General features: G+C 68.6%; 19 protein-coding genes. 13 read left to right on the top strand and 6 right to left on the bottom strand.

Features of this window, described 5'->3' with window-relative positions; translation table 11 throughout:
- Positions 1 to 553 precede the first annotated feature (553 nt).
- From pqqB to ACFY1H_RS49205, 9 genes are all read left to right on the top strand, one after another.
- Positions 554 to 1,456 (top strand): pyrroloquinoline quinone biosynthesis protein PqqB, encoded by a 903-nt coding sequence (gene pqqB / locus ACFY1H_RS49245; RefSeq protein ID WP_366577349.1) that lies wholly within the window; start codon positions 554 to 556, stop codon positions 1,454 to 1,456.
- The gene (gene pqqC / locus ACFY1H_RS49240) at positions 1,453 to 2,148 is read left to right on the top strand and encodes a pyrroloquinoline-quinone synthase PqqC (RefSeq protein WP_366577351.1); all 696 of its coding nucleotides are present in this window, start codon (positions 1,453 to 1,455) and stop codon (positions 2,146 to 2,148) included. Before pqqB ends, pqqC begins: the two co-directional genes overlap by 4 nt.
- The gene (pqqD, locus tag ACFY1H_RS49235; RefSeq protein ID WP_386956742.1) at positions 2,148 to 2,423 is read left to right on the top strand and encodes a pyrroloquinoline quinone biosynthesis peptide chaperone PqqD; all 276 of its coding nucleotides are present in this window, start codon (positions 2,148 to 2,150) and stop codon (positions 2,421 to 2,423) included. The genes pqqC and pqqD overlap by 1 nt, the downstream gene beginning before the upstream one ends.
- The gene (gene pqqE / locus ACFY1H_RS49230; RefSeq protein ID WP_366577354.1) at positions 2,420 to 3,526 is read left to right on the top strand and encodes a pyrroloquinoline quinone biosynthesis protein PqqE; all 1,107 of its coding nucleotides are present in this window, start codon (positions 2,420 to 2,422) and stop codon (positions 3,524 to 3,526) included. The genes pqqD and pqqE overlap by 4 nt, the downstream gene beginning before the upstream one ends.
- A 3-nt stretch (positions 3,527 to 3,529) precedes the next feature.
- Positions 3,530 to 6,013: an aminopeptidase N gene (pepN, locus tag ACFY1H_RS49225; RefSeq protein ID WP_386956741.1), complete on the top strand. Its 2,484-nt coding sequence runs from the start codon at positions 3,530 to 3,532 to the stop codon at positions 6,011 to 6,013.
- A 524-nt stretch (positions 6,014 to 6,537) separates the two neighbouring features.
- Complete coding sequence (locus tag ACFY1H_RS49220; RefSeq protein ID WP_386956740.1) at positions 6,538 to 7,545, top strand: LysR family transcriptional regulator; 1,008 nt, start codon at positions 6,538 to 6,540, stop codon at positions 7,543 to 7,545.
- Between the two features lie 43 nt (positions 7,546 to 7,588).
- Positions 7,589 to 8,566: a class I fructose-bisphosphate aldolase gene (locus tag ACFY1H_RS49215; protein WP_366577360.1), complete on the top strand. Its 978-nt coding sequence runs from the start codon at positions 7,589 to 7,591 to the stop codon at positions 8,564 to 8,566.
- Between the two features lie 153 nt (positions 8,567 to 8,719).
- The gene (locus tag ACFY1H_RS49210) at positions 8,720 to 9,655 is read left to right on the top strand and encodes a fructose-bisphosphatase class II (protein WP_386956738.1); all 936 of its coding nucleotides are present in this window, start codon (positions 8,720 to 8,722) and stop codon (positions 9,653 to 9,655) included.
- Positions 9,652 to 10,668, top strand: coding sequence for an HAD-IIA family hydrolase (locus ACFY1H_RS49205; protein ID WP_366577363.1), 1,017 nt, complete (start codon positions 9,652 to 9,654; stop codon positions 10,666 to 10,668). Before ACFY1H_RS49210 ends, ACFY1H_RS49205 begins: the two co-directional genes overlap by 4 nt.
- A 2-nt stretch (positions 10,669 to 10,670) precedes the next feature.
- Here the strand turns inward: ACFY1H_RS49205 and ACFY1H_RS49200 are convergent, their stop codons facing one another.
- The gene (locus ACFY1H_RS49200) at positions 10,671 to 11,141 is read right to left on the bottom strand and encodes a ribose-5-phosphate isomerase (RefSeq protein ID WP_386956737.1); all 471 of its coding nucleotides are present in this window, start codon (positions 11,139 to 11,141) and stop codon (positions 10,671 to 10,673) included.
- A gap of 332 nt (positions 11,142 to 11,473) precedes the next feature.
- Between ACFY1H_RS49200 and ACFY1H_RS49195 the strand changes: the two genes are divergently transcribed.
- The 3 genes from ACFY1H_RS49195 to katG all read left to right on the top strand — a co-directional run bounded on the left by ACFY1H_RS49195 (position 11,474) and on the right by katG (position 14,690).
- Complete coding sequence (locus ACFY1H_RS49195; protein WP_360608428.1) at positions 11,474 to 11,650, top strand: hypothetical protein; 177 nt, start codon at positions 11,474 to 11,476, stop codon at positions 11,648 to 11,650.
- A gap of 223 nt (positions 11,651 to 11,873) precedes the next feature.
- Positions 11,874 to 12,428: a manganese efflux pump gene (locus ACFY1H_RS49190; RefSeq protein ID WP_366577365.1), complete on the top strand. Its 555-nt coding sequence runs from the start codon at positions 11,874 to 11,876 to the stop codon at positions 12,426 to 12,428.
- 24 nt (positions 12,429 to 12,452) lie between these two features.
- Complete coding sequence (gene katG / locus ACFY1H_RS49185) at positions 12,453 to 14,690, top strand: catalase/peroxidase HPI (RefSeq protein WP_366577367.1); 2,238 nt, start codon at positions 12,453 to 12,455, stop codon at positions 14,688 to 14,690.
- An 18-nt stretch (positions 14,691 to 14,708) separates the two neighbouring features.
- On the opposite strand, the gene ACFY1H_RS49180 is transcribed toward katG, so the two are convergent.
- The 4 genes from ACFY1H_RS49180 to ACFY1H_RS49165 form a co-directional block, all read right to left on the bottom strand.
- Positions 14,709 to 14,915 carry a recombination activating protein 1 gene (locus tag ACFY1H_RS49180; RefSeq protein WP_366577369.1) on the bottom strand — a complete coding sequence of 69 codons (207 nt, stop codon included), beginning with the start codon at positions 14,913 to 14,915 and terminating at the stop codon, positions 14,709 to 14,711.
- Between the two features lie 142 nt (positions 14,916 to 15,057).
- Positions 15,058 to 16,737 (bottom strand): PQQ-dependent dehydrogenase, methanol/ethanol family, encoded by a 1,680-nt coding sequence (locus ACFY1H_RS49175; RefSeq protein ID WP_366577371.1) that lies wholly within the window; start codon positions 16,735 to 16,737, stop codon positions 15,058 to 15,060.
- 16 nt (positions 16,738 to 16,753) lie between these two features.
- Positions 16,754 to 17,209, bottom strand: coding sequence for an MSMEG_3727 family PQQ-associated protein (locus ACFY1H_RS49170; protein ID WP_366577373.1), 456 nt, complete (start codon positions 17,207 to 17,209; stop codon positions 16,754 to 16,756).
- A gap of 351 nt (positions 17,210 to 17,560) precedes the next feature.
- A complete protein-coding gene (locus tag ACFY1H_RS49165) occupies positions 17,561 to 18,955 on the bottom strand; it encodes a LytTR family transcriptional regulator DNA-binding domain-containing protein (RefSeq protein WP_366577375.1) in 1,395 nt (464 codons plus the stop codon).
- Positions 18,956 to 19,612: 657 nt separating this feature from the next.
- Between ACFY1H_RS49165 and ACFY1H_RS49160 the strand changes: the two genes are divergently transcribed.
- On the top strand, positions 19,613 to 21,064 hold the full coding sequence (locus tag ACFY1H_RS49160) for a LytTR family transcriptional regulator DNA-binding domain-containing protein (protein WP_366577377.1): 1,452 nt from the start codon (positions 19,613 to 19,615) through the stop codon (positions 21,062 to 21,064).
- 25 nt (positions 21,065 to 21,089) lie between these two features.
- On the opposite strand, the gene rpe is transcribed toward ACFY1H_RS49160, so the two are convergent.
- A complete protein-coding gene (gene rpe, locus ACFY1H_RS49155) occupies positions 21,090 to 21,785 on the bottom strand; it encodes a ribulose-phosphate 3-epimerase (protein ID WP_386956736.1) in 696 nt (231 codons plus the stop codon).
- Between the last annotated feature and the right edge of the window lie 158 nt (positions 21,786 to 21,943).

Here is a 21,943-nt window from a genome sequence, read left to right as displayed (position 1 = left end):
CAACAAATTGACCCCCACAACAATCCCCACCTGCCCCACCACCAGCAACACCCCACGACATGCAAAAACACAATCCCCCAATGCGCACAACAAATACCCACGTTTGCCGGACACGCGCAGCCCGGCCCTGGTCAGGAGGGCTCGGCGGCCGGCTTCGACCCGGGGCCTCGGCCCGTGTGGTGCGGCCGAGTACCGAACATCGGCAGGTCAAGGGCCATTTCCGGCAGGGGTTCCCGGTACTGGCTGTGCGGCACTCCGCTCGTGGAGGCGCGGCGGCCGTTCGTCAGTGATTCGGTGCCGGTCGTTCGCGATTGGTTGCCAGGGCAGGCGCCGGCGAAGAAGCTGGGAAAAGAACAAGCCGGGTTCAGGGCGACGTTAGCAGAAGGCCGCCCTGGCCGAACCCTCGACGGGCAACGGTGCCTGATTTTGTCCGGCCGTTGCCGAGGTCGAATGTGAGGGAGGACGCCATGAGGTGGGAAACGCGTTATTCCGTGCTGCTCGAGGCGTGCTCCGACGCCGGCCCATGCCGGTATTGACGGATTGATTTCGGACGGTGTTCATACATTGCCTCGGAGCCGCGGCCGGTGGCGGTTATCCGCAGTGGAATTGCGCTTGCGCCGGCTGCCGCAAGGCCCGGGCCAAGCCTGAAGCCGCGACGGCACACGCCGGGATCGCGATCTCCGGAGACGGCGAGCAGTGGTTCCTGCTCAACGCGACCCCGGACGTCCACCACCAGATCGCGGCGGATCCCGCGTTGCACCCCGGCCCGGAGATCAGGAAGACGCCGGTCGCCGGTGTTCTGCTGACGGACGCGGAGTTCGACCACACGATCGGCCTGCTGATGCTGCGCGAGGAGTCTTCGCTGACGGTGTACGGCACATACCCCGTGCTGGAAGCGCTGACCCTGTGGTTCCCGGTCCGCGAACTGCTCAGCGACTACGCGAACCTCACCTGGTCCCAGGTCGACGTCGGCAAGCCGCTGGACCTGGACGACCGGCTGCGCGTGACCCCCTTCCTGACCGGGTCCAAGGCGCCGCGCTACGTCGGGGAGTCCCAGCTTCGCGGCCCGTCGTCGGAGTGGGAGGTGGGCTACCGCCTGGAGGACAAGCAAACCGGCGGGATCGCGGTGTACGCGCCGACGTTGCCCAAGTGGGACGACAAGTTCGCCGCCCAGGTGAGGTCGGCCGACTGCGTTTTCGTGGACGGCACGTTCTGGACGGACGACGAGATGTCCAGCCAGGGCGCGGGAAGCCGGACCGGCCGCTCCATGGGTCACATGCCCGTCAGCGGTGACGACGGCTCGGCCCGCGCGCTGGCCGCACTGCCCGCGAAGCGAAAGATCTACACGCACATCAACAACACCAACCCGATTCTCGACGAAGAGTCCCCGGAACGGCGCTGGGTCACGGACTTGGGCATCGAGATCGGCCGAGCCGGCTTGGAGGTGGAAGTATGAACCCGTGGTCTGCCGAGGAGTTCGAGGCGCACCTGCGGTCCATCGGAGAAAAGCGGTACCACCATCTGCACCCGTTCAACGAGCGGATGCACTCGGGCACGCTGACCGAGGAAGAGTTCCGCGGCTGGGTGCGCAATCGCTTCTACTACCAGATGAACCTGCCGAAGAAGGACGCGTTCATCCTGACCAAGCTCCCCGGCCGGGAGGACCGGCGCCAGTGGATCCAGCGCATCATCGACCACGACGGGCGCACGGGTGACGAGGGCGGGCTTGAGAAGTGGATCCGGCTCGGCGCGGCCGTCGGCCTGAGCCGCGAAGCGTTGTTCGACACCGACACGGTGCTGCCCGGGGTGCGGTTCGCCGTTGACGCCTATGTGGACTTCTGCCGCCAGAAGCCGTGGCTGGAGGCCGTGGCGTCGGCGCTGACCGAACTGTTCGCGCCGGATCTGCTCAGCCGGCGGATCACCGACGTCGAGCACCACTACCCGTGGATCGCCTCGGAAGGCCTGGAGTACTTCCGGGCGCGGCTCACCCAGCAGCCGAAGGACATCGCGCATCTGCTCGACCTGGTGCTCACCCACGCGAAGTCGCGGGAACAGCAGGACGCGTGCGCCCGAGCCCTGGAGTTCAAGTGTGACGTCCTCTGGAGCCTGCTGGATGCCGTGGAGCTCGCGTACAGCAAGAGTTCGTGATGGACGAATCCGACTTGACGGCCATTCCGAAGCTGGCGACCAAAGCGATGCTCAAGCACGACAACGTCCGTGACGTGGAACTGCTCCTGTTGCCGGAGCGGGTCGTGCTGCTGAACAAGTCCGGGGCGGCGATCCTCGGGCTGTGCGACGGCAGCCGGACCGTGCGGCAGCTGGTCGACCAGCTCGAACAGGAATTCGAGGCCGCCGATCTCGCGAACGACGTGATGACGTTCCTCCAGGATGCGCGCGGACGAGGTTGGGTGGTGGTCTCGTGAATGGCACACCGCAGCCGTACGGCCTGCTGGCCGAGGTGACGCACCAGTGTCCGTTGCACTGTGTGTACTGCTCGAACCCGTTGGAGCTGCTCGACCGGCAGGACGAGCTGGCGACCGAGGACTGGCTGAGGGTGATCCGCGAGGCCAACGACCTCGGGGTGGTGCAGGTGCACTTCTCGGGCGGCGAACCCCTCGTCCGCGGCGACCTGGAGACGCTGGTCGCCGAGTGCCGGCGCCTCGGCCTGTACACGAACCTGATCACCAGCGGCCTCGGGCTCACCGAAAGCCGGGCGAAGTCGCTCGTCGAAGCCGGCCTCAACAGCGCGCAGCTGAGCATCCAGGGCGACGCCGCCGAGTCGACGAACCTGGTCGCGGCGAGCAAACGCTTCGACAAGAAGGAAGCCGCCGCACGCATCATCCGTGACGCGGGCCTGCCGTTGAACATGAACGTGGTCCTGCACCGGATGAACCTGTCCCGGCTCGACGCGATCATCGACGTCTGCGTGTCGTGGGGCGCCGAGCGGCTGGAACTCGCGAACTCCCAGTACTACGGCTGGGCCCTGCGCAACCGCGATCTGCTGATGCCGACCAAGGCCCAGCTCGACGACGCGGTCGGCGTCTACGAACGCCGGAAGGCCGAGCTCGGCGAGAGCATGGAGCTCCTCTGGATTCTCCCGGACTACTACGAGCCCTACCCGAAGCCGTGCATGGGCGGCTGGGCGCAGAACGCGCTGACAGTCGCGCCCGACGGCACCGTTTACCCCTGCCCGGTGGCCGCGGAGATCACGACGATGACCTTCGCCTCGGTTCGCGACCACGACCTCGCGTGGATCTGGGCGAAGTCCGACGCGTTCCAGGCCTACCGCGGCACGGAGTGGATGCCCGATCCGTGCCAGAGCTGTCCGCGCAAGGAACTCGACTTCGGCGGCTGCCGGTGCCAGGCGTTCGCGTTGACCGGTGACGCGGGGCGCACCGATCCCGTGTGCATGCACTCGCCCGATCACCACCTGGTGCAGGACGCGCTCGTTCGCGCCAATCAGGAGACGGTCCCGGCCGGGAGCCTGGTGTACCGCCGCCCGACGGTGTCGGCGCGCCGGCCCTGACGGATGCCGGTCGACGGCGGGGCCGCGTCAGGCGACAAGCTGACGGAGGCCGAGGCGGCAGCGCGTTCGGCCGAGGTCTCCGACGTCCACTACGCGGTGGCGCTCGACCTGACCGTCGGCGCGTGGAAGTTCGCGACGAGCACGGTGGTCCGCTTCCACGCGCGGTCCGTGGACGCGTTCGTCTTCCTCGACTTCGCGGGGCAAGTCGAGTCGGTCGAGTGCAACGGCCGTGAGCTGGAGCCGGGCGCGCACGAAGGGTCGCGCGTCCGGCTGGCCGTGCGGCCCGGCGCGAACACGGTGCGCGTGACCGGGTTCGCCGAGTATTCGCGAACCGGTGAGGGGCTGCACCGGTTCCAGGACCCGCTCGACGGCCGGGTCTACGTGCACACCAAGTTCGAACCCTTCGCGGCGCACCGGGTGTACGCGTGCTTCGACCAGCCCGACTTGAAGGCCACAGTGGACCTGACCGTCACGGCCGAGGCCGGCTGGGTCGTGGTCGCCAACACCGATCACGAGGAGCCACCGACGGCCGGCGAGCGCTCGACGTGGCGGTTCGGCCGCACGCCACCGCTGCCGCCGTACCTGGTGGCGTTCGCCGCCGGCCCGTTCCGCCGGCTGCGGTCCAGCCACGGGGAAGTGCCGCTGGCGCTGTACGCGCGTGGCTCGCTCTTCGCGGACCTCACCCGCGACGCACCCGAGCTCTTCGCCGTGATCGGGCGTGGGCTCGACTTCTTCCGCCGGTTGTTCGACCTGCCGTACCCGTTCGCCAAGTACGACCACGTCTTCGCGCCCGAGTACGCGTTCGGCGGCATGGAACACCCGGGCTGCGTGACGCTCAACGAGCGGTTCGTGTTCCAGCACCGCGTCACGGCGGAAGCTCGGCGACAACGGGCCGAGGTCCTGCTGCACGAGATGGCGCACGTGTGGTTCGGCGACTACGTGACGATGCGCTGGTGGGACGACCTCTGGCTGAACGAGGCCTTCGCGACGATGATGGCCGTTGTCGCGCAGGCCGAAGCAACGCCGTACGGGGAAGGCTGGACCGCCTTCACCCACCACGCCCTGCCGGCGGCCCGGCACGCCGACCGGCTGCCCACCCGCCACCCGATCCGGGTGGAAACCGCCGACACCGACGACGCACGGTCGAACCTCGGCCCGATCGTCTACCTGCGGGGCGCGGCGGTGCTCCACGACCTCGCTTCGCGCGTGGGCTGGGAAACGTTCGTCGCCGGCGTGCGGACCTTCCTGCGGACGCACGCGTGGAGCAACGCGGGCCTTGACGACTTCGTGGCCGCGCTGCGGAAGGTGTCCGACGAGGACGTGGACCGGTGGGTCGACGAATGGCTGCTGCGGAGTGGAGTCGACACGGTCGAGGTCGTTCGCGGCCGTGTGGCGCAGGTTCCCGATCCGGAGGCACGGCACTTGACGGTGCGCGTCGCCGCGTTCGAAGAACACCAGGGCGAGCTGGTGCTGCGGCACCGGGAGCACGTGTCGCTGGGTCCTCGCGGGGGCGGCCGTGACTTCGCCGGAGAACTGATCGTGCCCAACGACGACGCGGTGAGCCACGTGAAGGTCAGGCTGGACCCGCGGTCTCGGCGGGCCGCCTTGCGTGATCTGTCCACACTGGACGATCGGCGGACGCGGGCCGTCGTGTGGGGTGCGCTGTGGGACGACGTGCTCGATGCGCGCCTGCCCGCCCGCACCTATGCCGCGGCCGTGCTCACCCACGGCGTCCTGGAGAGCGATATCGGTGTCCTGGAAGCACTTGTGGAGCGTGCGGTGCGGGCGGTCGAGCTCTACGGGGACCCGGCCGACCGGGGCCGGCTGCTCGAAGCCGTGGCACGCCGGGTGCGTGCGCAGGTGGCCACCGCGGCGTTCGGCAGTGACCGCCGGCTGGTTTTCGCCCGAGCTCTCGTCGACGTCAGCCCGGATCACGGTCTGCTGGGCGACCTCGTGCGCGGCCGGTCGCCGTGGCCGGACCTGGAAGTGGATCGGGACCTGCGATGGCGCGCGGTGGCCCGGCTTTCCTCGATCGGGGGCGACGTCGACGGAGTGTTGCGCGTCGCGCGGGAGGCCGATCCGGGGGACAACGGCCGCAGGAACGCCTTGACGGCGGAAGCCGCACGGCCCACCCGGGCCGCCAAAGAAGAAGCTTGGACGCGGGTGTTCGGCGAGGGTTTCTCGCTCGCGGAACGGAAAGCCGTCATGGCGGGGCTGCGGCAACGGGGGCAGGAGGACTTGCTCACCCCGTACGCGGACCGCTACCTGCGGGCGCTGGAGAACCGCGCCGACGAGCCTGGGTTCGCGGTGGCGTTCGCCCGGGGGCTCTTCCCGCGGTTCACGACCAGGGAGGACGTCGTGCTGGCGCGCACGGATCTCCTGCTCGAGAGCGGGCGGCTGCCCGAGAACGTGCGCAAGGTCGTCCGCGAGGAGCGGGCCGAGCTGGCGCTCATGCGCGCCGCGCGGGCGTGTGACGCGGCGCGCTGAGCCCGGAAACGAGGTGGATGGCGCAAGGTCCCGGTGCTCTGTGCAGGCCGGAACCTTGCGCCAGCAGGAGTCCCGCCCGCGGACTCGGCCGAACACCGCGACGGCGAGAAAGGGAACAAAACTGTTACGGTTCTCCCGGGAGAAAGCAGCTGCGGCCCGGAATCCAGAACTTCGTCGCCGAACTATGGTCGCCGCGACGAAATTGCGGCAAGCCAGGGCGAACGAATGGCGGTGAATCCAGGACGAACGGTGCCGGTGCTGCCACGAAGGGGAACTCGAGTCCCTTGACGGCCGGCCGTCCGCCGTGTTGAGATTGCCGAACGGGTGCAGTTCACGGTCTCTTCGCCGCCACCCGATTGAGCCGAACGCCCGTATGTGGCGTGGTGCACACCGTTCATGTCCGCACGGCGCGCGTTCGTGTCGAACAGATTGACCACGCAATCCGAGGCCGGGCACGCTCGTTGCACACCGGGAGCCGCCGGTGTAGCCGACAACTGCATTTCGGTCGAGCGAAAGGTGGAATCGTGGTTCTTCCGTCAAAGATGCCTCAGCTCGCCGACCTCGATCTCCTGCTGTCCGTGGAAAGTCACGGCAGTGTGGGAAAGGCCGCGCAGGCGCACAGTCTTTCCCAGTCCGCCGCCAGTATCCGGATCAGCGCGATGGAACGCCGTCTAGGTCTTCGGCTGCTGGAGCGTTCTCCTACCGGTTCGAAGCTCACCGAAGAAGGAGAAATGCTGGCGAAGTACGCCCGCAACGTGATGAGTGCCGCGCGGGAGTTGCTGGAGTTCGGATCCGGGGCTCCGGCCGCGGAGGCGAAGCGGCTGCGGGTCGCGGCCAGCCCGGGCGTTTCCGAGCATTTGATCCCCGAGTGGCTGAACCGCTCCGGGTTCTCGTTCGGCGAGGCCCGGGTGGAGGTGCAGACCGGCAGCATCGACGAGCTGCGCCGGCTGATCCGGGCGAGCCACGTCGACCTCGCGTTCATCGACGGCTGGTGCCAGGCCGGAAGTCACGTGCAGAAGCAGTTCGGCGACGACATGGTCACTCGGTACATCTGCGACGACCGGTTGGCCGTGGTGGTCGGCGCGAAGCACCCGTGGGCCAGGAGGACCCGGCCGTTGACCGTGCGGGAGCTGGCGGCCGCGCCACTCGTCCTGCGCGAGCGCGGCTCGGGGCTGCGGGAGTTCACGGACGAGCTGCTGGTGACCGCGCGCGCCCCGCGCAGTTACGTCGAACTTCCCTCCAGTGCCGCGATCAAGCAGGCGGTCGCGACGAGCCAGCGGGTGACCGTGCTGAACATTTCCACCGTGCGGTCCGAACTCGCGGACGGCCGGCTGCACCTGGTGGCAGTTGACCAGGAAATGCCGGCGAAACCGATCTACGCGGCGTGGAGTGAGCGCCGCGAGCTCCCGGAGTACGCGCGGGAACTGGTGGAGATCGCGGCTTCGAAAGGAAGTCCGATGCCGGTATTCGTGCCTGGGCAGAAAGTCAACGGCAGCGGGCTCGCGGTCGCGAAAACCACCACGAAAACGTAATACGACGGTCACCGTCGGTCGATTCGCAGGAGGAGCAAGGTAGATGTCAGCACTGAACAAAATCGCGCGCACGCTCGTCTCCAACCGGCGCGGTATTCTCGCTGCCGACGAAAGCATCGGGACGATGTCTTCCCGCCTGGAGAAGGTGGGGGTCGAGCCGTCGGAGGAAAGCCGCCGGGTCTACCGCGAACTGATCGTGACGACTCCCCGCCTCGCGGAATCGATCAGCGGCGTCATTCTCGCGGACGAGACGTTCCATCAAAAAGTGACCAACGGGCGCACGTTCCCGGAGTTCCTCGACGATCTGGGGATCCTCGCCGGGATCAAGGTCGACACCGGAGCGAAGCCGCTGGCCGGCGCGTCGGACGAGAAGATCACCGAAGGGCTCGACGGGCTGCGCGAACGCGTCGCGGACTACGTGCGAGGCGGCGCGACCTTCGCCAAGTGGCGCGCCGTGATCACGATCGGCGACAACGTGCCGTCGGAGCGCGCGGTGCACGCGAACGTGCACGCGTTGGCGCGGTACGCGGGCCTGTGCCAGGAAGGCGGCCTGGTGCCGATCGTGGAACCCGAGGTGCTGATGGACGGTTCCCACTCGCTGGCGCGGTGCCGGCAGGTGACGACGTCCGTTCTGGAGGTGCTGTTCGAAGAGCTCGACCTGATGCGGGTGCAGCTCGACGGCATCGTCCTCAAGCCCAACATGGTCGTCGCCGGGTCCGGCAGCGGAGAGCAGCCCTCGGTGGCCGACGTCGCGAAGGCCACAGTGGACACTCTGCGCGCGACGGTGCCGGCGTCCGTGCCGGGCATCGCCTTCCTCTCCGGTGGGCAAAGCCCGGAGCTGGCGACCGAACACCTCGGGGCGATGCAGAAGCTCGACCCGTTGCCGTGGGAGCTCACTTACTCGTTCGGCCGGGCGCTGGTCGGGCCGGCTCTGGAGACGTGGCGGGGCGACGAGAGCAAACGGGCCGCGGCCCAGCAGGTGCTCTCGGACCGGGCCGTCGCGAACGCCGCTGCCCGCTGAGCGCTCGAGCCGGGGCGCCGCCCGCGGTGCCGGCGGTCGGCGCCTTCCTGAAGAGGGCGACCGGATCGATGAGGTGGTCTGCCGGTCCGGTCGCCCTCGGTTCCGTGTTCACGACAGCCACCTTCACCGACCAGTCCGAGGGGATTGAGGTTCATGGAAACCATGGAATGGGGCACCGGCGTCGACGGACTCGATCACGCCCTTGCGCTCGAACTCGTGCAGGTCACCGAAGCCGCCGCGCTCGCGGCCGCGAGGTGGGTCGGGCACGGTGACGAGATCAGCGGCAAGGCCGCCGCCGTCGAGGCGATGCACAACGTGATCGGGTCGGTGCCGATGCGCGGCGTCGTGGTGCTCGGCGAGGACGGGAAGCGACTGGTCAAGGGGGATGTGGTCGGCTCCGGAGCCGGGCCGGCCTGCGACGTCGCGATCAACGCGGGTGACGGAGCGCTTTCCGTGGCCAGGGACGTGCCGAACGCGCTCGCGGCGGTCGCGGTGGCCGAGCGTGGAGCGTTGTACGACCCGCCGCCGAATGTGGCCATGGAGAAGCTGGTCGTAGGTCCCGAGTGCGCCGGCGTCGTCGAGCTCGACCGCCCGGTGGGCGAGAACCTGCGCGCGGTCGCGTCGGCCAAGGGCGGCCGGGTCTCGGACGTCGTCGTCGCCGTGCTCAACCGGCCCTGGCACCGGGAACTCGTGCACGAAATCCGCGACGCTGGTGCGCGCGTGCACTTGATCGAGGGCGGCGAGATCGCAGGTGCGATGGCGGTGGCCCGCCCCGAGAGCCCGGTGGACGTCTTGCTGGGCACCGGGGGCGCGGCGGAGGGGGTCATCGCCGCAGCTGCCCTGTCCTGCCTCGGCGGGTCGGTGCAGGCGCGGTTGCGGTCGGACGGCTCCGGCACCCGCCACGACGTTCTCCACACCGGCGACCTGGTCCGCGGCGAGCGCATTCTGTTCTGCGCCACCGGGGTGACCGGCAGCGAGGTGCTGCGCGGGGTGCAGCAGCACGCCGGCCGGACCACGACACAGTCCATTGTGCTGTGTTCGCGGCCGGAAACGGCGCGGATCGTCAAAACCCAGCACCGATCCGCATGACCGGGCACGAGCCCCTCATCACGGGTTACCGCGGCCTGATCTGCGATCTCGACGGCGTGGTCTACCGCGGCGCCGACGCCGTCCCCCGCGCGGTGGAGACCTTGAACCGGGTGACATCGGACGGCGTCCCGGTCGTCTTCGCCACCAACAACGCGTCGCGCCCTCCCGAAGACGTGGGCAACCACCTGCGCGGTCTGGGGATCGCCCCGCGCGGCTGGTCGGTCGTCAACAGTTCGCAGGCGGCCGCGGCCCACCTGGCGCGGCAGCTGGCTCCGGGGACGCGGGTGTGCGCGGTGGGCGGGCCGGGCGTCGCCCAGGCACTCGCCGAAGCCGGCCTGACGCCGGTCCGCGTCGCGGATCTGAGCGGCGGACCCGTCGAGGCCGTGGTGCAGGGGCTGGGATCCGACGTCACCTGGACCGAGCTCGCGGAGGTGGGCCACCTCGTCGGCACCGGAGTCACCTGGGTGGCCACGAACGTCGACCTCACGTTGCCCACGCCGTACGGAGAGGCGCCCGGCAACGGCGCGCTGGTCGCGTTGGTGCAGACGGCGGTCGACGCCGCGCCCCACGTCGTCGGCAAGCCGCAGGCCGCCCTGTTCGACCTGTCCCGCGCCCGGCTCGGTACCGATCGGCCGGACACCCTGGTGTGCGGGGACCGGCTGGAGACCGACATCGAGGGCGCCAACGCGGCCGGCCTCGACTCGCTTTTCGTCCTGACCGGGATATCCCGGCTCCGGGACCTGGCGTTCGCCGAGCGAGCCGCGCGTCCGACGTATGTGGCCGCCGATCTGAGCGGACTGCACGAACCCGCCCTGGCGTTGTCCGCCGACTCGGGCGAGCAGGTCGTCGACCTCGGGCCCGACGCCGTCCCCCGAATGCCGAACGGCGGCGACGACGGCCAGGCCTTGCGGTCAGTCGTCACCACGGCGTGGGCTGCTCGCGACGCCGGTCGTGCGCTCTCCGACGACGAAGGCCGGTGGGGCGAGATCGAACGGCAGCTCGGGCTCCTCTGAGGTCACTGTCCGGGCAACGCGGGCGGTTCGCCCGTGCGCTCGTAGTCGGCCAGCAGGTCGATCCGGCGCTGGTGGCGGCCGCCCTCGAACTCGGTGCCGAGGAACGCGTCCGCGATGCGCTCGGCCTCCTCGACGGTGTGCATCCGGGCGCCGATGCCGGCCAGCTGCGCGTTGTTGTGCTGCCGGGCCAGCTTCGCCGTGTCGACGTTCCAGGTCAGCGCGGCCCGGGCGCCGGGCACCTTATTCGCGGCGATCTGTTCCCCGTTCCCGGAACCGCCGATGACGAGGCCGAGACTGCCTTCGTCGGCGACCACGCGCCGCGCCGCCTCGACGCAGAACGGTGGGTAGTCGTCATTCGCGTCGTAGGTCGCGGGGCCGACGTCGATCACCTCGTGGCCGAGTTCCGTGAGCCTTTTGACGAAGTGGTTCTTGAGTTCGAGTCCGGCGTGATCGGAGCCAAGATAAATTCGCACGGGAACAGTCTAATTCCGGATTTGTGAATCGGTCCTTCGTTATTTGCCGGACGGGCATGAGGATATTCGATGGGACAGTTGACGTCCCCGCTCGCGGACTCGTAGTCTGGTTCTGGAGTGTGCCCGGACCACGGGGCTCGACATGCTCCGCTCGTGGCCAGGTTCTCGCAGGTCGACGGCGTGTCCGGGTGGTTGGGACGGCTGTCGCGCGGGGTGCCGTCGGTGAGCGTGGCCCCTCCACTCGTCGGCCTCGGGGCGCCGTTCGGCACCGGTTCCCGACCACTGGTTCAAGGTCGGTTGCGACAACTGCGTTAAATCGATGATGCTCTTTCATGACCGCGAAATTTCGTGACGTTGTCCGCGAAATTGCGCGGATCACGAATGTCCGGTTTTGGCTCAGTCGCCGGGCGCAGCCAACAGCTGAGGAGGAAAACATGCAGTGGGAAACTCCGGAGTACACGGTCGTCGAGGTGTGCGCTGAGGCCACCGGCTACTTCTACCGGGGCTGACAGCCGGGCTCCACGGCCCGTGCCGCTTGATTTCTCGTAGCCGCGGCAGCCGGCCGAAGTCCGCGGCCGGGCTATGTCTGTGTCGCCGCAAGGCCCCGGAGCGAGTGAACCGTTCGCACCGGGGCCTTGTGTCGCACGCTGAAAACAGTGCCTGCCGAGAATCGACTCTTGTGCGCAGTCTCCCTCCCCGGTGAACCCTGGTTGATCTGTTGAGGTGGTTCGGGTGTCTCTTGAATTCCTTCCGTTGATAGCGCTTGCCTTCGGCCTCAGTCTCGACAACTTCCGCTCGTCGATCGCCATCGGCACCATTCCCTTCGGCTGGCGTCGTGCCGTGCAGGTCGCCCTCGTCTTCGGGGTGTGGGACGCCGTGAGTCCGCTGCTGGGCGGCTTGATCGGCCACTTCCTGGGCGACTTCCTCGGCGACTGGGCGGACTACGTCGGGGCGGCCGCGCTCGGCTTGTACGGCGTCTACTTCATCGTCGGAGCGATCCGGCACCCGGAGCCGGCGGAGGAAGACCTGGACCACCCGTGGGTGACGCTCTTCGGGATGCCGCTTTCGCTGAGCATCGACAACTTCGTCGCGGGTGCGGGCCTGGGGATCGCGGGGTTCTCCCTCATCGTCCCCATGGTGGCCTTCGGCGCCATGACGGTGATCATGTCGCTGGCCGGGCTCTTCGTCGGGCGGATGGCCGCCAAGGTCATCCGGATCCGCGCCGACCTGGTCTGCGGTATCTCGCTGCTCGGCGCCGCGATCCTGCTCCCGCTGGTGTTCGACTGATCGGCGCGGCCGGGGAGGACCTCCATGCCCGAGAATCCCGACACCCACGTCTACCGCACCTACGACCGGGTCCTGGAAGAGTCACAGCCGGCCCGGCGGCGCAACCACCCCACGGCGAGCGGCAACCCCAACGACTGGTGGCCGCACCGGCTCGACTTGAAGACCTTGCACCGCAACCAGCCCGCGGACAACCCGCTGGACGCGGATTTCGACTACGCGGCGCAGTTCGCGACGGTGGACCTCGACGAGCTGGCGCGTGACGTCGACGAGGTGCTCACGACCTCGCAGGACTGGTGGCCCGCCGACTTCGGGCACTACGGCCCCCTCGTGCTGCGCATGGCCTGGCACGCCGCGGGGACCTACCGGGTCAGCGACGGCCGAGGCGGTGCGAGCGCCGGGATGCAACGGTTCGCCCCGTTGAACAGCTGGCCGGACAACCGCAACCTGGACAAGGCTCGCCGGTTGTTGTGGCCGGTCAAGAAGAAGTACGGGCGCAGGATCTCCTGGGCGGACCTGATGGTTTTCGCCGGCAACCGGGCACTGGAGTCGATGGGCTTCAAGACCTTCGGGTTCGGCGGCGGGCGGGCCGAGGTGTGGGAGCCCGACGAGACGTACTGGGGGCCGGAACGCAAGTGGCTGGCGGACGACCGGCACAGCGGCCGCCGTGACCTCGACGAACCGCTGGCGGCCAGCGACATGGGGCTGATCTACGTCGATCCCCAAGGCCCCGCCACCAACCCCGACCCGGTGCTCGCGGCCCGCGACATCCGGCAGACGTTCCGGCGGATGGGCCTGAACGACGAGGAGACGGTCGCGCTGATCGCCGGCGGCCACACGTTCGGCAAGACCCACGGGCTGGTGGACCCGGCCGTGCGCCTCGGTCCCGACCCCGAAGCCGCGCCGCTCACCGCGCAAGGCCTGGGCTGGGCCAACGAGCACGGCACCGGCAAGGGCCCCGACACCACGAGCAGCGGACTGGAGGGGATGTGGACGCGCACGCCCGTGACGTGGGACCACACCTTCTTCGAGACGCTGTTCGAGTACAAGTGGGACGTCGAGCTCAGCCCGGCCGGGCTGTGGCAGTGGATCCCGGCCGACGGCCAGGGTGAGGGCACCGTGCCGGACCCGTACGACCCGGACGAGAAGCACCACCCGGTCATGCTGACCACGGACCTGTCCCTGCAGGAGGACTCGGCCTACGAGTCGATCTCCCGACGGTTCCTGGAGCATCCGGACGAGTTCGAGGACGCGTTCGCGCGGGCCTGGTTCAAGCTGACGCACCTCGACATGGGCCCGATCGAGCGTTACCTGGGGCCGCTCGTCCCGGCCGAACGGCTGATCTGGCAGGACCCGGTCCCGGAGCCGGACCACGAGCTCGTGGACGCGGCCGACGTCGCGGCTCTCAAGCGCGAGGTCCTCGATTCGGGTCTGACGGTCGCGCAGCTCGTCGCCACGGCGTGGGCCTCGGCGTCGACGTACCGCGACAGCGACAAACGCGGTGGTGCGAACGGGGCGCGGCTGCGGCTCGAGCCGCAGCGCGGCTGGGCGGTCAACGAACCGGAGCAGCTGGCCGTCGTCCTGCCCGTGCTGGAGGCGATCCAGGAGCGGTTCAACGCCGCGCAGCCGTCGGGCAAACGGATTTCGCTGGCCGACTTGATCGTGCTCGGCGGGTGCGCCGCGGTGGAACACGCCGCCGCGGCCGCCGGCCACGTCGTCGACGTCCCGTTCCGCCCCGGGCGCACCGACGCCACGCAGGACTGGACCGACGTCGAGTGGTTCGACGCGTTGCGGCCCCTGGCCGACGGCTTCCGCAACTACCTCGGCGACGGATTCTGGATGTCGCCGGAGCACCTGCTGGTGGACCGGGCGAACCTGCTGACCTTGACCGCACCCGAGATGACCGTGCTGGTCGGCGGACTGCGCGTGCTGGGCGCCAACCACCGCCGGTCGCCGCTGGGCGCGTTCACCTCGGCGCCCGGGACGTTGACGAACGACTTCTTCGTCAATCTGCTGGACCTGGGCACGCAGTGGGCGCCGAGGCGGAACGCCGACGTCTGGACGGTCGTCTACGAAGGCCGCGACCGGGGCACCGGCGAGCTGAAGTGGATCGCGAGCCGGGTCGACCTCATCTTCGGGTCGAACTCCGAGCTGAGGGCGCTCTCGGAGGTCTACGCCGCCGAGGACGCCGGCGCGAAGTTCGTGCGCGACTTCGTGTCCGCGTGGGTCAAGGTCATGGAGCTCGACCGGTTCGACCTGCGCTGACCGGCCGACCCCGCTCGCTCAGCCGCGGAACTTGTGCACGTCGCACGCGCAGTACATGAGCCGGCAGGTGAAGCACGCGGGCCGGTCGACGCACGCGATGCACGGCCCGCAGTGCACCGGCTCGGTGTGCCGCGCGAGATCGCCGGACTCGTAGGACTCCCCGCAGTTGAAGCACGGCAGACGCTCGATTTCCGCGTCGTGGGTGGGTGTCGACGACTGGCTCATCGGATCGCCTTTCGTTGTGTTCCCAAAGACCGAGGGATTTTCCCGGCAACGCAAAGGAACCCGTCCGGTGATCGAGGAGCCTCGATCACCGGACGGGTGTCAGGGGGACCGTCGGGAAGTCACCCCGGGTTGCGCTTTCCGATCACAGGGAGAACGTGATCAGCGCGGCACCGTGACCCTGGCCGGACATGCCGGGGACGATGCCTTCGAGCCAGCCACCCCAGCCGACCGGGACCGAGATGTACTGCTTGCCATCAAGGGACCACGTCGACGGGCTGCTGTGGTGACCACTGCCGCACTGGAAGCTCCAGAGCTTCTCGCCGGTCTCGGCGTGCAGCGCCATGAACTCGCCCGCCGGCGTGCCGGCGAACACCAGGTTGCCCGCGGTGCTCAGGGTCGAGGCGGCCATCGGGAAGGGCAGCCGGTAGCGCCACTTCTCCTCACCGTGGGAGTCGAACGCGCTGACCGACCCGGCCATGTTGTCGACGTCGACCTCGACGGCGGCACCCCAGTAGGGCATGCCTTCCTTGAACTCGCGACGACGCCGGGTGGCCGTGGCGCCCACGTCGGCGACCGGAACGTAGAACAGGTCGTGCTCCGGGTTGTAGGAGGCGTGCGTCCACTCCTTGGCACCGGCGGGGCCGGGGTAGAAGTGGCAGGGCTCGCCTTCCTTGTCCGGGTACTTGCGCGGGGTCACCTTGCCGTCGCGGGTGATCACGCCCCAGTCGATGCGGTCGACGAACGGCGTCACGTGCTGCAGCTCGCCGTTGGTGCGGTCCAGGACGAACATGTACCCGTTCTTGTCGAAGTGGGCCAGCAGCTTCTTGCCGTCCCGCTCGAACAGGGTCATCTCCATCGTGGAGTCGTAGTCCCACAGGTCGTGCGGCGTGAACTGGTAGTGCCACTTGATCTCGCCCGTGTCGACGTCCAGCGCGACCACGCTGTCGGTGTAGAGGTTGTCCCCTTCACGGACCTCGCCGTCGAAGTCGGGAGCCGGGTTGCCGGTGCCCGCGTAGTACAGGTTCAGCTCCGGGTCGAACGTTCCGGTGACCCAGTGGTTCGCGCCACCGCGCTGCCAGGCCTCGCCGTCGGCGGGCCAGGTCTCGGAGCCGGGCTCACCCGGCTTCGGCACGGTGTAGGTGCGCCAGCGCCGCTCGCCGGTCTCGAGGTCCCAGCAGTCGATGTGCCCGCGGACGCCGTACTCGCCACCGGCGGAACCGGTGATGAGGGTGTCCTTGACGACCAGCGGAGCGATGGAAGCGCTCTCTCCGGCGCGCACGTCACCGATGGTCTTCTGCCAGACCTTCTGCCCGTTGGTGGCGTCGAGCGCCACCAGCTGGGCGTTCTGGGTCACCATGTACACCTTGCCGTTGGCCACCGCGCAGCCGCGGTTGACGTTGGCACAGCACAGGGTCACGTCGATCGGGATCGCGTGCTTGTAGCGCCACAGCTGCTCGCCGGTCCGGGCGTCGAGCGCCCAGAGCCAGCCGTCCCAGCCGGTGACGAACATGACGCCGTCGATCATCAGCGGGCTGGCCTCGAAGGCGTAGGTCGACGTGGAGGCGATCATGCCCGTCGCGCTCGCCTGGTGGATCCAGGCGACCTTGAGGTTCTTGACGGTGTCGACGTTGATCTGGTCGAGCAGGCTGTGCCGCTTGCCGTCGTAGGCGCCGTAGTACGTGATCCAGTTCTGGGATTCGTTGCGCGCGTCGAGGATGCGCTCGTAGTTGACGCCGCGCGTCACGTCCGGCGCGCTGTGCGGCAGGTTGGAGAGCTTGTTGTGGTTGAACGCCTTGCCGGCGTCGATGTATTCGAGGGTCATGGTGAGTCCTGCCTTTCTACGGCCGCGGCTGGGCGGGTCGGTCGAGCTTGGCTTCCGGCGGCACTTCGCCGGACACGACGATGGCGCCCTGCAGGCCTCGACCCTCGTCGTTGCCGGCCGGCGAGCCGTACCAGTAGCAGCCGGGACCGTCCAGCTCGAGCGTCGCGGAACCCTTCGAGTGGTTCAGCAGACCGATGAACTGCCGGTCGCCGTTGCTGGGCAGCAGACAGGCGTGGGTGTTCTTGTCGTCGTTGATGATCGTGAGCTCGAGGATGCCGCCGTGCGGCATGATCAGCACCCCCGGTTCCCACGCCATCGCGTCCTCCGGGATCCGGATGGTCCCCTCCATCGTCCCGTCCGGACGCTCGGTCGCCTTGGCGATCGAGCCGGTCCCGAGTACGGCACCGATGGTTGCCTTGTTCTGTCCGCTGAGCTCGGCCAGGAGATCTTCACGATCCTGAGTAGCCGTCATCGGACGTCACCTCCTCGTCAGCAAAAATGAAACTTCTGACAGATTTCGCGGGAGTGCGCACGCGAAAGCGCCGGCTCGTCGACGGCGAAATCGCATACTTTCCCAGTGCCGCGCCACCATTGGGCTCAGCGCGGCGGTTACCGGTGTAGATCGGGCTCCGTATTCCACTGCCCGGATCGTTTTTCTTACCCTGTAACGAGTTTGGACTCTACTCCCGGGCAAGCCGTTCCGATATGCGTCACCACAGATCGGCCGGACGCCGCCGTTCTCCCGGTGGGAGGTACCGTTCGTTCACCGGGAGAACTCCCGTTCTGCGGAAAGGGAAACCACGCCGGGCCACGACGGGGGCCATCAGATCTCCAGCGCCCGGCGCACCGCGGGGGTGTTCCGCCGGGAAACCGGCACCATCGTTTTCGCCTGGTCGTCCATGACGAGGACCAGCTCGCCCTTGTACCGGCGCTCGACTTCCCTGATGCGGCTGAGGTTCACCACGTACTGGCGGTGCACGCGCAGGAAACCGGAATCGCCCAGCTCGGTCTCGAGCTTGTCGAGGCCCGGCAAGGCGGATCGCAAGCGGCCCTGGTCGGTGGACAGCCACACGTCGCTGCCGTCCGATTGTGCGAACGAGACCTCGGGGAGCCGCAGCAGGACCATGCGGTTCTCGCGCGTCGCGACCATTCGGTGCGGCTGCGGCCGAAGCGGGCTGTCGCCTCCGGACCGGGGGAGCGGATCACCTTCGGACACGCCGAACGAGACCAGGGTGCCGACCAGGTGCCCGGACAGGAACACCGGCCGGATGCTGATCGAGGTCGGTTCGTTGGAGAGCCGGGTGAAGATCTGCGTCGAACCGGTCCAGTCGCGGTTGCGGGTCGCCTGCTTGGCGGCGTACCGGGTGGCCCGGATGAACTCCGGCAGCTCCGGCTTCCACCGCACCGCGGGATCGGGCGCCGGCGTGGAGCCGGGGATGCCGAGGAGCACACCTGCCGTGTCGTCGGCGAGCACCACCCGGCCGGCGGGATCGACGGCCGCGAGCGGCGCGATCGAGCGGGATCGGGCGTGGTTGAAGGCGGCCATCAGTTCGGCACCGTCGTCCTGGGCGCGCTGGCGCAGGATGCGCTGCGTCATCGTGGCGGCCTTGCCGAGCCACGCACCCGTCGCCGCGGGGGGCTCGCTGCGCCAGCACGAGATGTTGAGGACGGCGACCGGTTCCCTGGTCACGACGTCGCGGACCGCGACACCCGCGCAGGTCCAGTCGTGGAAAGCCTGGCACCAGTGCTCCGCACCGCGGATCAGCACGGGGGTGTAGGACATCAGCGCGGTGCCCATGCCGTTCGTGCCGGTGGCACCTTCCGCCCAGCAGAACCACGGCGCCAGGTTGGCGTCGGCGGCGACGTTGCGCGTGGCCTGGTCGCCCCACTGGGCCAGGACGCGGCCGGAGGCGTCGGTGATGGTCACGATGCCGCCGACGTTGCCGACCTCGCGGGCCAGCGAGGCGGCGCGGAAGCCGAGCTCCGCGATGACGACGTCGTGCTCCAGCGCGTGGTCGACTTCGGCGACGGCCACGGGGGCTTCGGTGAGGTACGGGTCGACCCGGTACTGGTCCCGGCACCGCTGCCAGGAAATCGCTATCTCGGGCCGCACCCCGCGCAGGTCGTCCTCGCCCCGCACGAACCGCTCCCACGCTCCGTGCACCGTGGAGTCACCGCAGCTGCGAGAGGTCGGGTCGAGCCGGCGTACCTGTGTCATCTGAGACCGCCTTTGGTCTGGTACCACCCCGGACGGCACCCCCGCGCTGGGGTGCCGCTGACCGCTCGGGTGCCGCCCGACGTATCGGGTCGCACCGCGTCGCTTCGCCGCCGACGCAAACTAAACTCTTCGCCGATTCGAGGGCAAGCAGCTTGTGCTGACTGTGGGCGATTGACGCACGAACGGTCGCGCGGCGGCGATTATCGGTGGCCATCCGCCCATCAACGGTCACCGGGTTTCGGCGCCGATGATCGCTGTTCCGTATTCTGCACAAGATCATTTTCGACAGGGCCGACTTCCGGGACGCGGCGCTTTGTCTTGTGGCTTTCCACAAACACCCTCGGCGAGCGGACCGGCGGCACGGTTTTCGCTGCTGACCAGGGAAAACCAAGGCTTCCGGCCAGGTCGGATCGATCAATTGACGTTGTACCACAAGGTGTTTCAGGCCGGTAGGAGCCGCCCGCTTTGCCAGTTGTACAGCCGGATTGCACCGTTGATCCGGCGTGGTCGAGCTGGTCGTGTTATGTCTACAGCTATGTGGCTGAACGCTGCGAAGCTGTCTTGAAATGCTTGCGGCATCGCGTTAGTTTGTAACTTCCGTCACTGCCCGGGTGGTCCCGCTGGGGCCCCGGCGTGCCTGGCGACAAGGAGGTCGCGATGACCGGGAGAGTGCCGCCGCTGGCGATCGCGCCGAGCCGGCCGAGCGGACGTGCCGACGTGTCGGATGGTGCCCTGGTGACCACCTCGTCGGCGCGAGAAGTCGCTCGCGCTTGGGAAAGTTTTGCCGCAGGTGAAGACATCGAGACGGGGGTCCGGCCCGAGATCCTCGCTTCGTGGTACAGGTGCCGCGATCGGTACGAGGTGGATCGGCGGCTGGACGTCGCGCCGGGGGCACGGGGCGACGACGCCCCGAGAATCGACAACGGCGTGATCTTCACGGCGCTCGGCGGTCTCGGTGCGCTGGCCGGTCAGGAAGTGGAACGGGACGGCGCCGTCGTCACCGTCACGGACGGGGACGGGCGGGTCCTGGGGGCCTGGGGTGATCCCTCCGCGCTGCGGCGGGCCGAGCTGCACAACCTCGCTCCGTGGTCGTCGTGGTCGGAGGAGTGCACCGGCACGAACGGGATGGGAACCTCGTTCGAGGTGTCCGGCCCGGTGACGGTGACCGGGCCGGAGCACTGGTGCGAAGCCTTCCACCAGTGGGCCTGCGCGGGGATTTCGATCCGCGACGTGGTGACCGGAGTGCCGGTCGCGTCGATCAACATCTCGCGGTGGAACGCGTCGCTGTCCAAGCTCGTGCCGGCGTGGCTGACGACTGCCGTCACGTGCGTCGAACAGGAGATCTACCGGCGTGCCGTCTACGAGGCGGACAAGGTGATCGCGGAGTTCAACCGGAAGTGCGCCCAGGCCAGTGGTCCCTTCATGGCGATGGACCGGGGCGGAAACGTGATCACGGCGAACGAGGCCGCGGTCGCGTTGCTCGGGTTGGCCGGCGAAACCCCCATCGTCGCGGGCGCGATCGAGCCCGCACAACGCTGGATGCCTGATATTTCCGGGCTTCCCGAGGTGGTTCGCTGGGCCAAGGAACGGGCGCAGGGAAGTACACAATGGAGCGGCTACGCGTATCTGCCGGTGAGCCCGGGGGAGGACGCGACGCCGGTGACCATGCGGCCCGTCGTCGACGCGAACCACGTGGTGGGCATGCTGTGCGTGTTCGGGGTGCAGGAAGGCGAGCCGTACGAGAGCACTTCGGCGTCGGACGTCGGGCCGCTGCCCCGGCGCGTGATCGGGATGCGCAACGACCGGCTGGTTCTGCTTGCCCCGTCGGAGATCCGCTACGCCGAGGCCGACCGGAACATCGTGTGGCTGGTCACGGAACGGGGGAGGATCCAAGCGGCGACCCGGGGCCTGGAAAACGTCGAGCGGTTGCTGACGCCCCACGGGTTCAGCCGGGTGCACCGGCGCTTCCTCGTGAACCTTCGCCGGGTGGCGGAGCTTGAGCGGGGCATCAAGGGCGAGCTGTTCCTGATCATGGATTCCCGCTCGCACGAGTTCGTTCCGGTTTCGCGGCGCCACGCGCCGGAGCTGAGGCGACTGCTGGGCGTCTGATCGAAACCGGCTCACGCCAAGGGAATCACCGCCGGGCGTGGGCGGAAACGGCCTCCGCCTGGCTGCGCAGCCCTGCTACGGCGCGGGCCGGATCCTCGGCGGCGTAAACGGCCGAGCCGGCGACGAAGCAGTCGACGCCGGCCTCGGCCGCCTGTTCGATCGTGTCGCGGTTGATGCCGCCGTCGATCTCCACGACCAAGTTCAGGTGGCCGGTGTCGACCATCCGGCGGGCCGTGCGCACCTTGGCGAGCACGTCGGCGATGAACTTCTGCCCGCCGAAACCGGGTTCCACCGACATCACCAGCAGGGTGTCGTAGTGCCTGAGCACGTCGACGTAGGGCTCCAGCGGTGTGTTCGGCTTGATCGCCAACCCCGCCTTCGAACCCGCGGCGCGCAGGTCCTTCGCGAGCTTGACCGGGTCGTCGGCGGCCTCGACGTGCACGGTCACGTTGTAGGAACCCGCTTCCGCGTAACCGATCGCCCAGCGGTCCGGGTTCTCGATCATCAGGTGGCAGTCCAGCGGTAGGTCCGTGGTGGCCAGGAGCGACTGCACGACCGGCAGGCCCAGGGTCAGGTTCGGCACGAAGTGCGCGTCCATCACGTCCACGTGCAGCCAATCCGCTCCGTGGCCCGGCTTTCCTTGCACGGCAGCCACTTCGTCGGCGAGCCGGGCGAAGTCGGCGGAGAGGATGGACGGCGCGATCAAGGGCTGGTTCGACACGTCGCCAAGCGTAAGCAGCCGGGGCCGGTGGATGGGTATTTGTTGTGCGCATTGGGGGATTGGGTTTTTGCATGTGGTGAGGTGTTGCCGGTTTTCGGGTGGGTGGGGAACTGTTGTGGCAGTTGTTTACCGGTCTTTCGCTCGGCGGGTGTTCCGTC

The organism is Amycolatopsis sp. NPDC001319 (assembly GCF_042896185.1).
Lineage (GTDB): Bacteria > Actinomycetota > Actinomycetes > Mycobacteriales > Pseudonocardiaceae > Amycolatopsis.
The sequence above is the reverse complement of the archived record's forward strand: the minus strand, read 5'-3'. Positions and strand labels throughout refer to the sequence as shown.

Bases quoted from the DNA above. Each gene is read 5' to 3' on its own strand.
- ACFY1H_RS49170 (WP_366577373.1), bottom strand. From the start codon at position 17,209: ATGACGGCTACTCAGGATCGTGAAGATCTCCTGGCCGAGCTCAGCGGA.
- katG (WP_366577367.1), top strand. From the start codon at position 12,453: ATGCCCGAGAATCCCGACACCCACGTCTACCGCACCTACGACCGGGTC.
- pepN (WP_386956741.1), top strand. From the start codon at position 3,530: ATGCCGGTCGACGGCGGGGCCGCGTCAGGCGACAAGCTGACGGAGGCC.
- ACFY1H_RS49165 (WP_366577375.1), bottom strand. From the start codon at position 18,955: ATGACACAGGTACGCCGGCTCGACCCGACCTCTCGCAGCTGCGGTGAC.
- pqqD (WP_386956742.1), top strand. From the start codon at position 2,148: ATGGACGAATCCGACTTGACGGCCATTCCGAAGCTGGCGACCAAAGCG.
- ACFY1H_RS49205 (WP_366577363.1), top strand. From the start codon at position 9,652: ATGACCGGGCACGAGCCCCTCATCACGGGTTACCGCGGCCTGATCTGC.
- pqqC (WP_366577351.1), top strand. From the start codon at position 1,453: ATGAACCCGTGGTCTGCCGAGGAGTTCGAGGCGCACCTGCGGTCCATC.
- ACFY1H_RS49210 (WP_386956738.1), top strand. From the start codon at position 8,720: ATGGAAACCATGGAATGGGGCACCGGCGTCGACGGACTCGATCACGCC.
- ACFY1H_RS49175 (WP_366577371.1), bottom strand. From the start codon at position 16,737: ATGACCCTCGAATACATCGACGCCGGCAAGGCGTTCAACCACAACAAG.
- ACFY1H_RS49195 (WP_360608428.1), top strand. From the start codon at position 11,474: ATGACCGCGAAATTTCGTGACGTTGTCCGCGAAATTGCGCGGATCACG.
- ACFY1H_RS49160 (WP_366577377.1), top strand. From the start codon at position 19,613: ATGACCGGGAGAGTGCCGCCGCTGGCGATCGCGCCGAGCCGGCCGAGC.
- ACFY1H_RS49215 (WP_366577360.1), top strand. From the start codon at position 7,589: ATGTCAGCACTGAACAAAATCGCGCGCACGCTCGTCTCCAACCGGCGC.
- ACFY1H_RS49180 (WP_366577369.1), bottom strand. From the start codon at position 14,915: ATGAGCCAGTCGTCGACACCCACCCACGACGCGGAAATCGAGCGTCTG.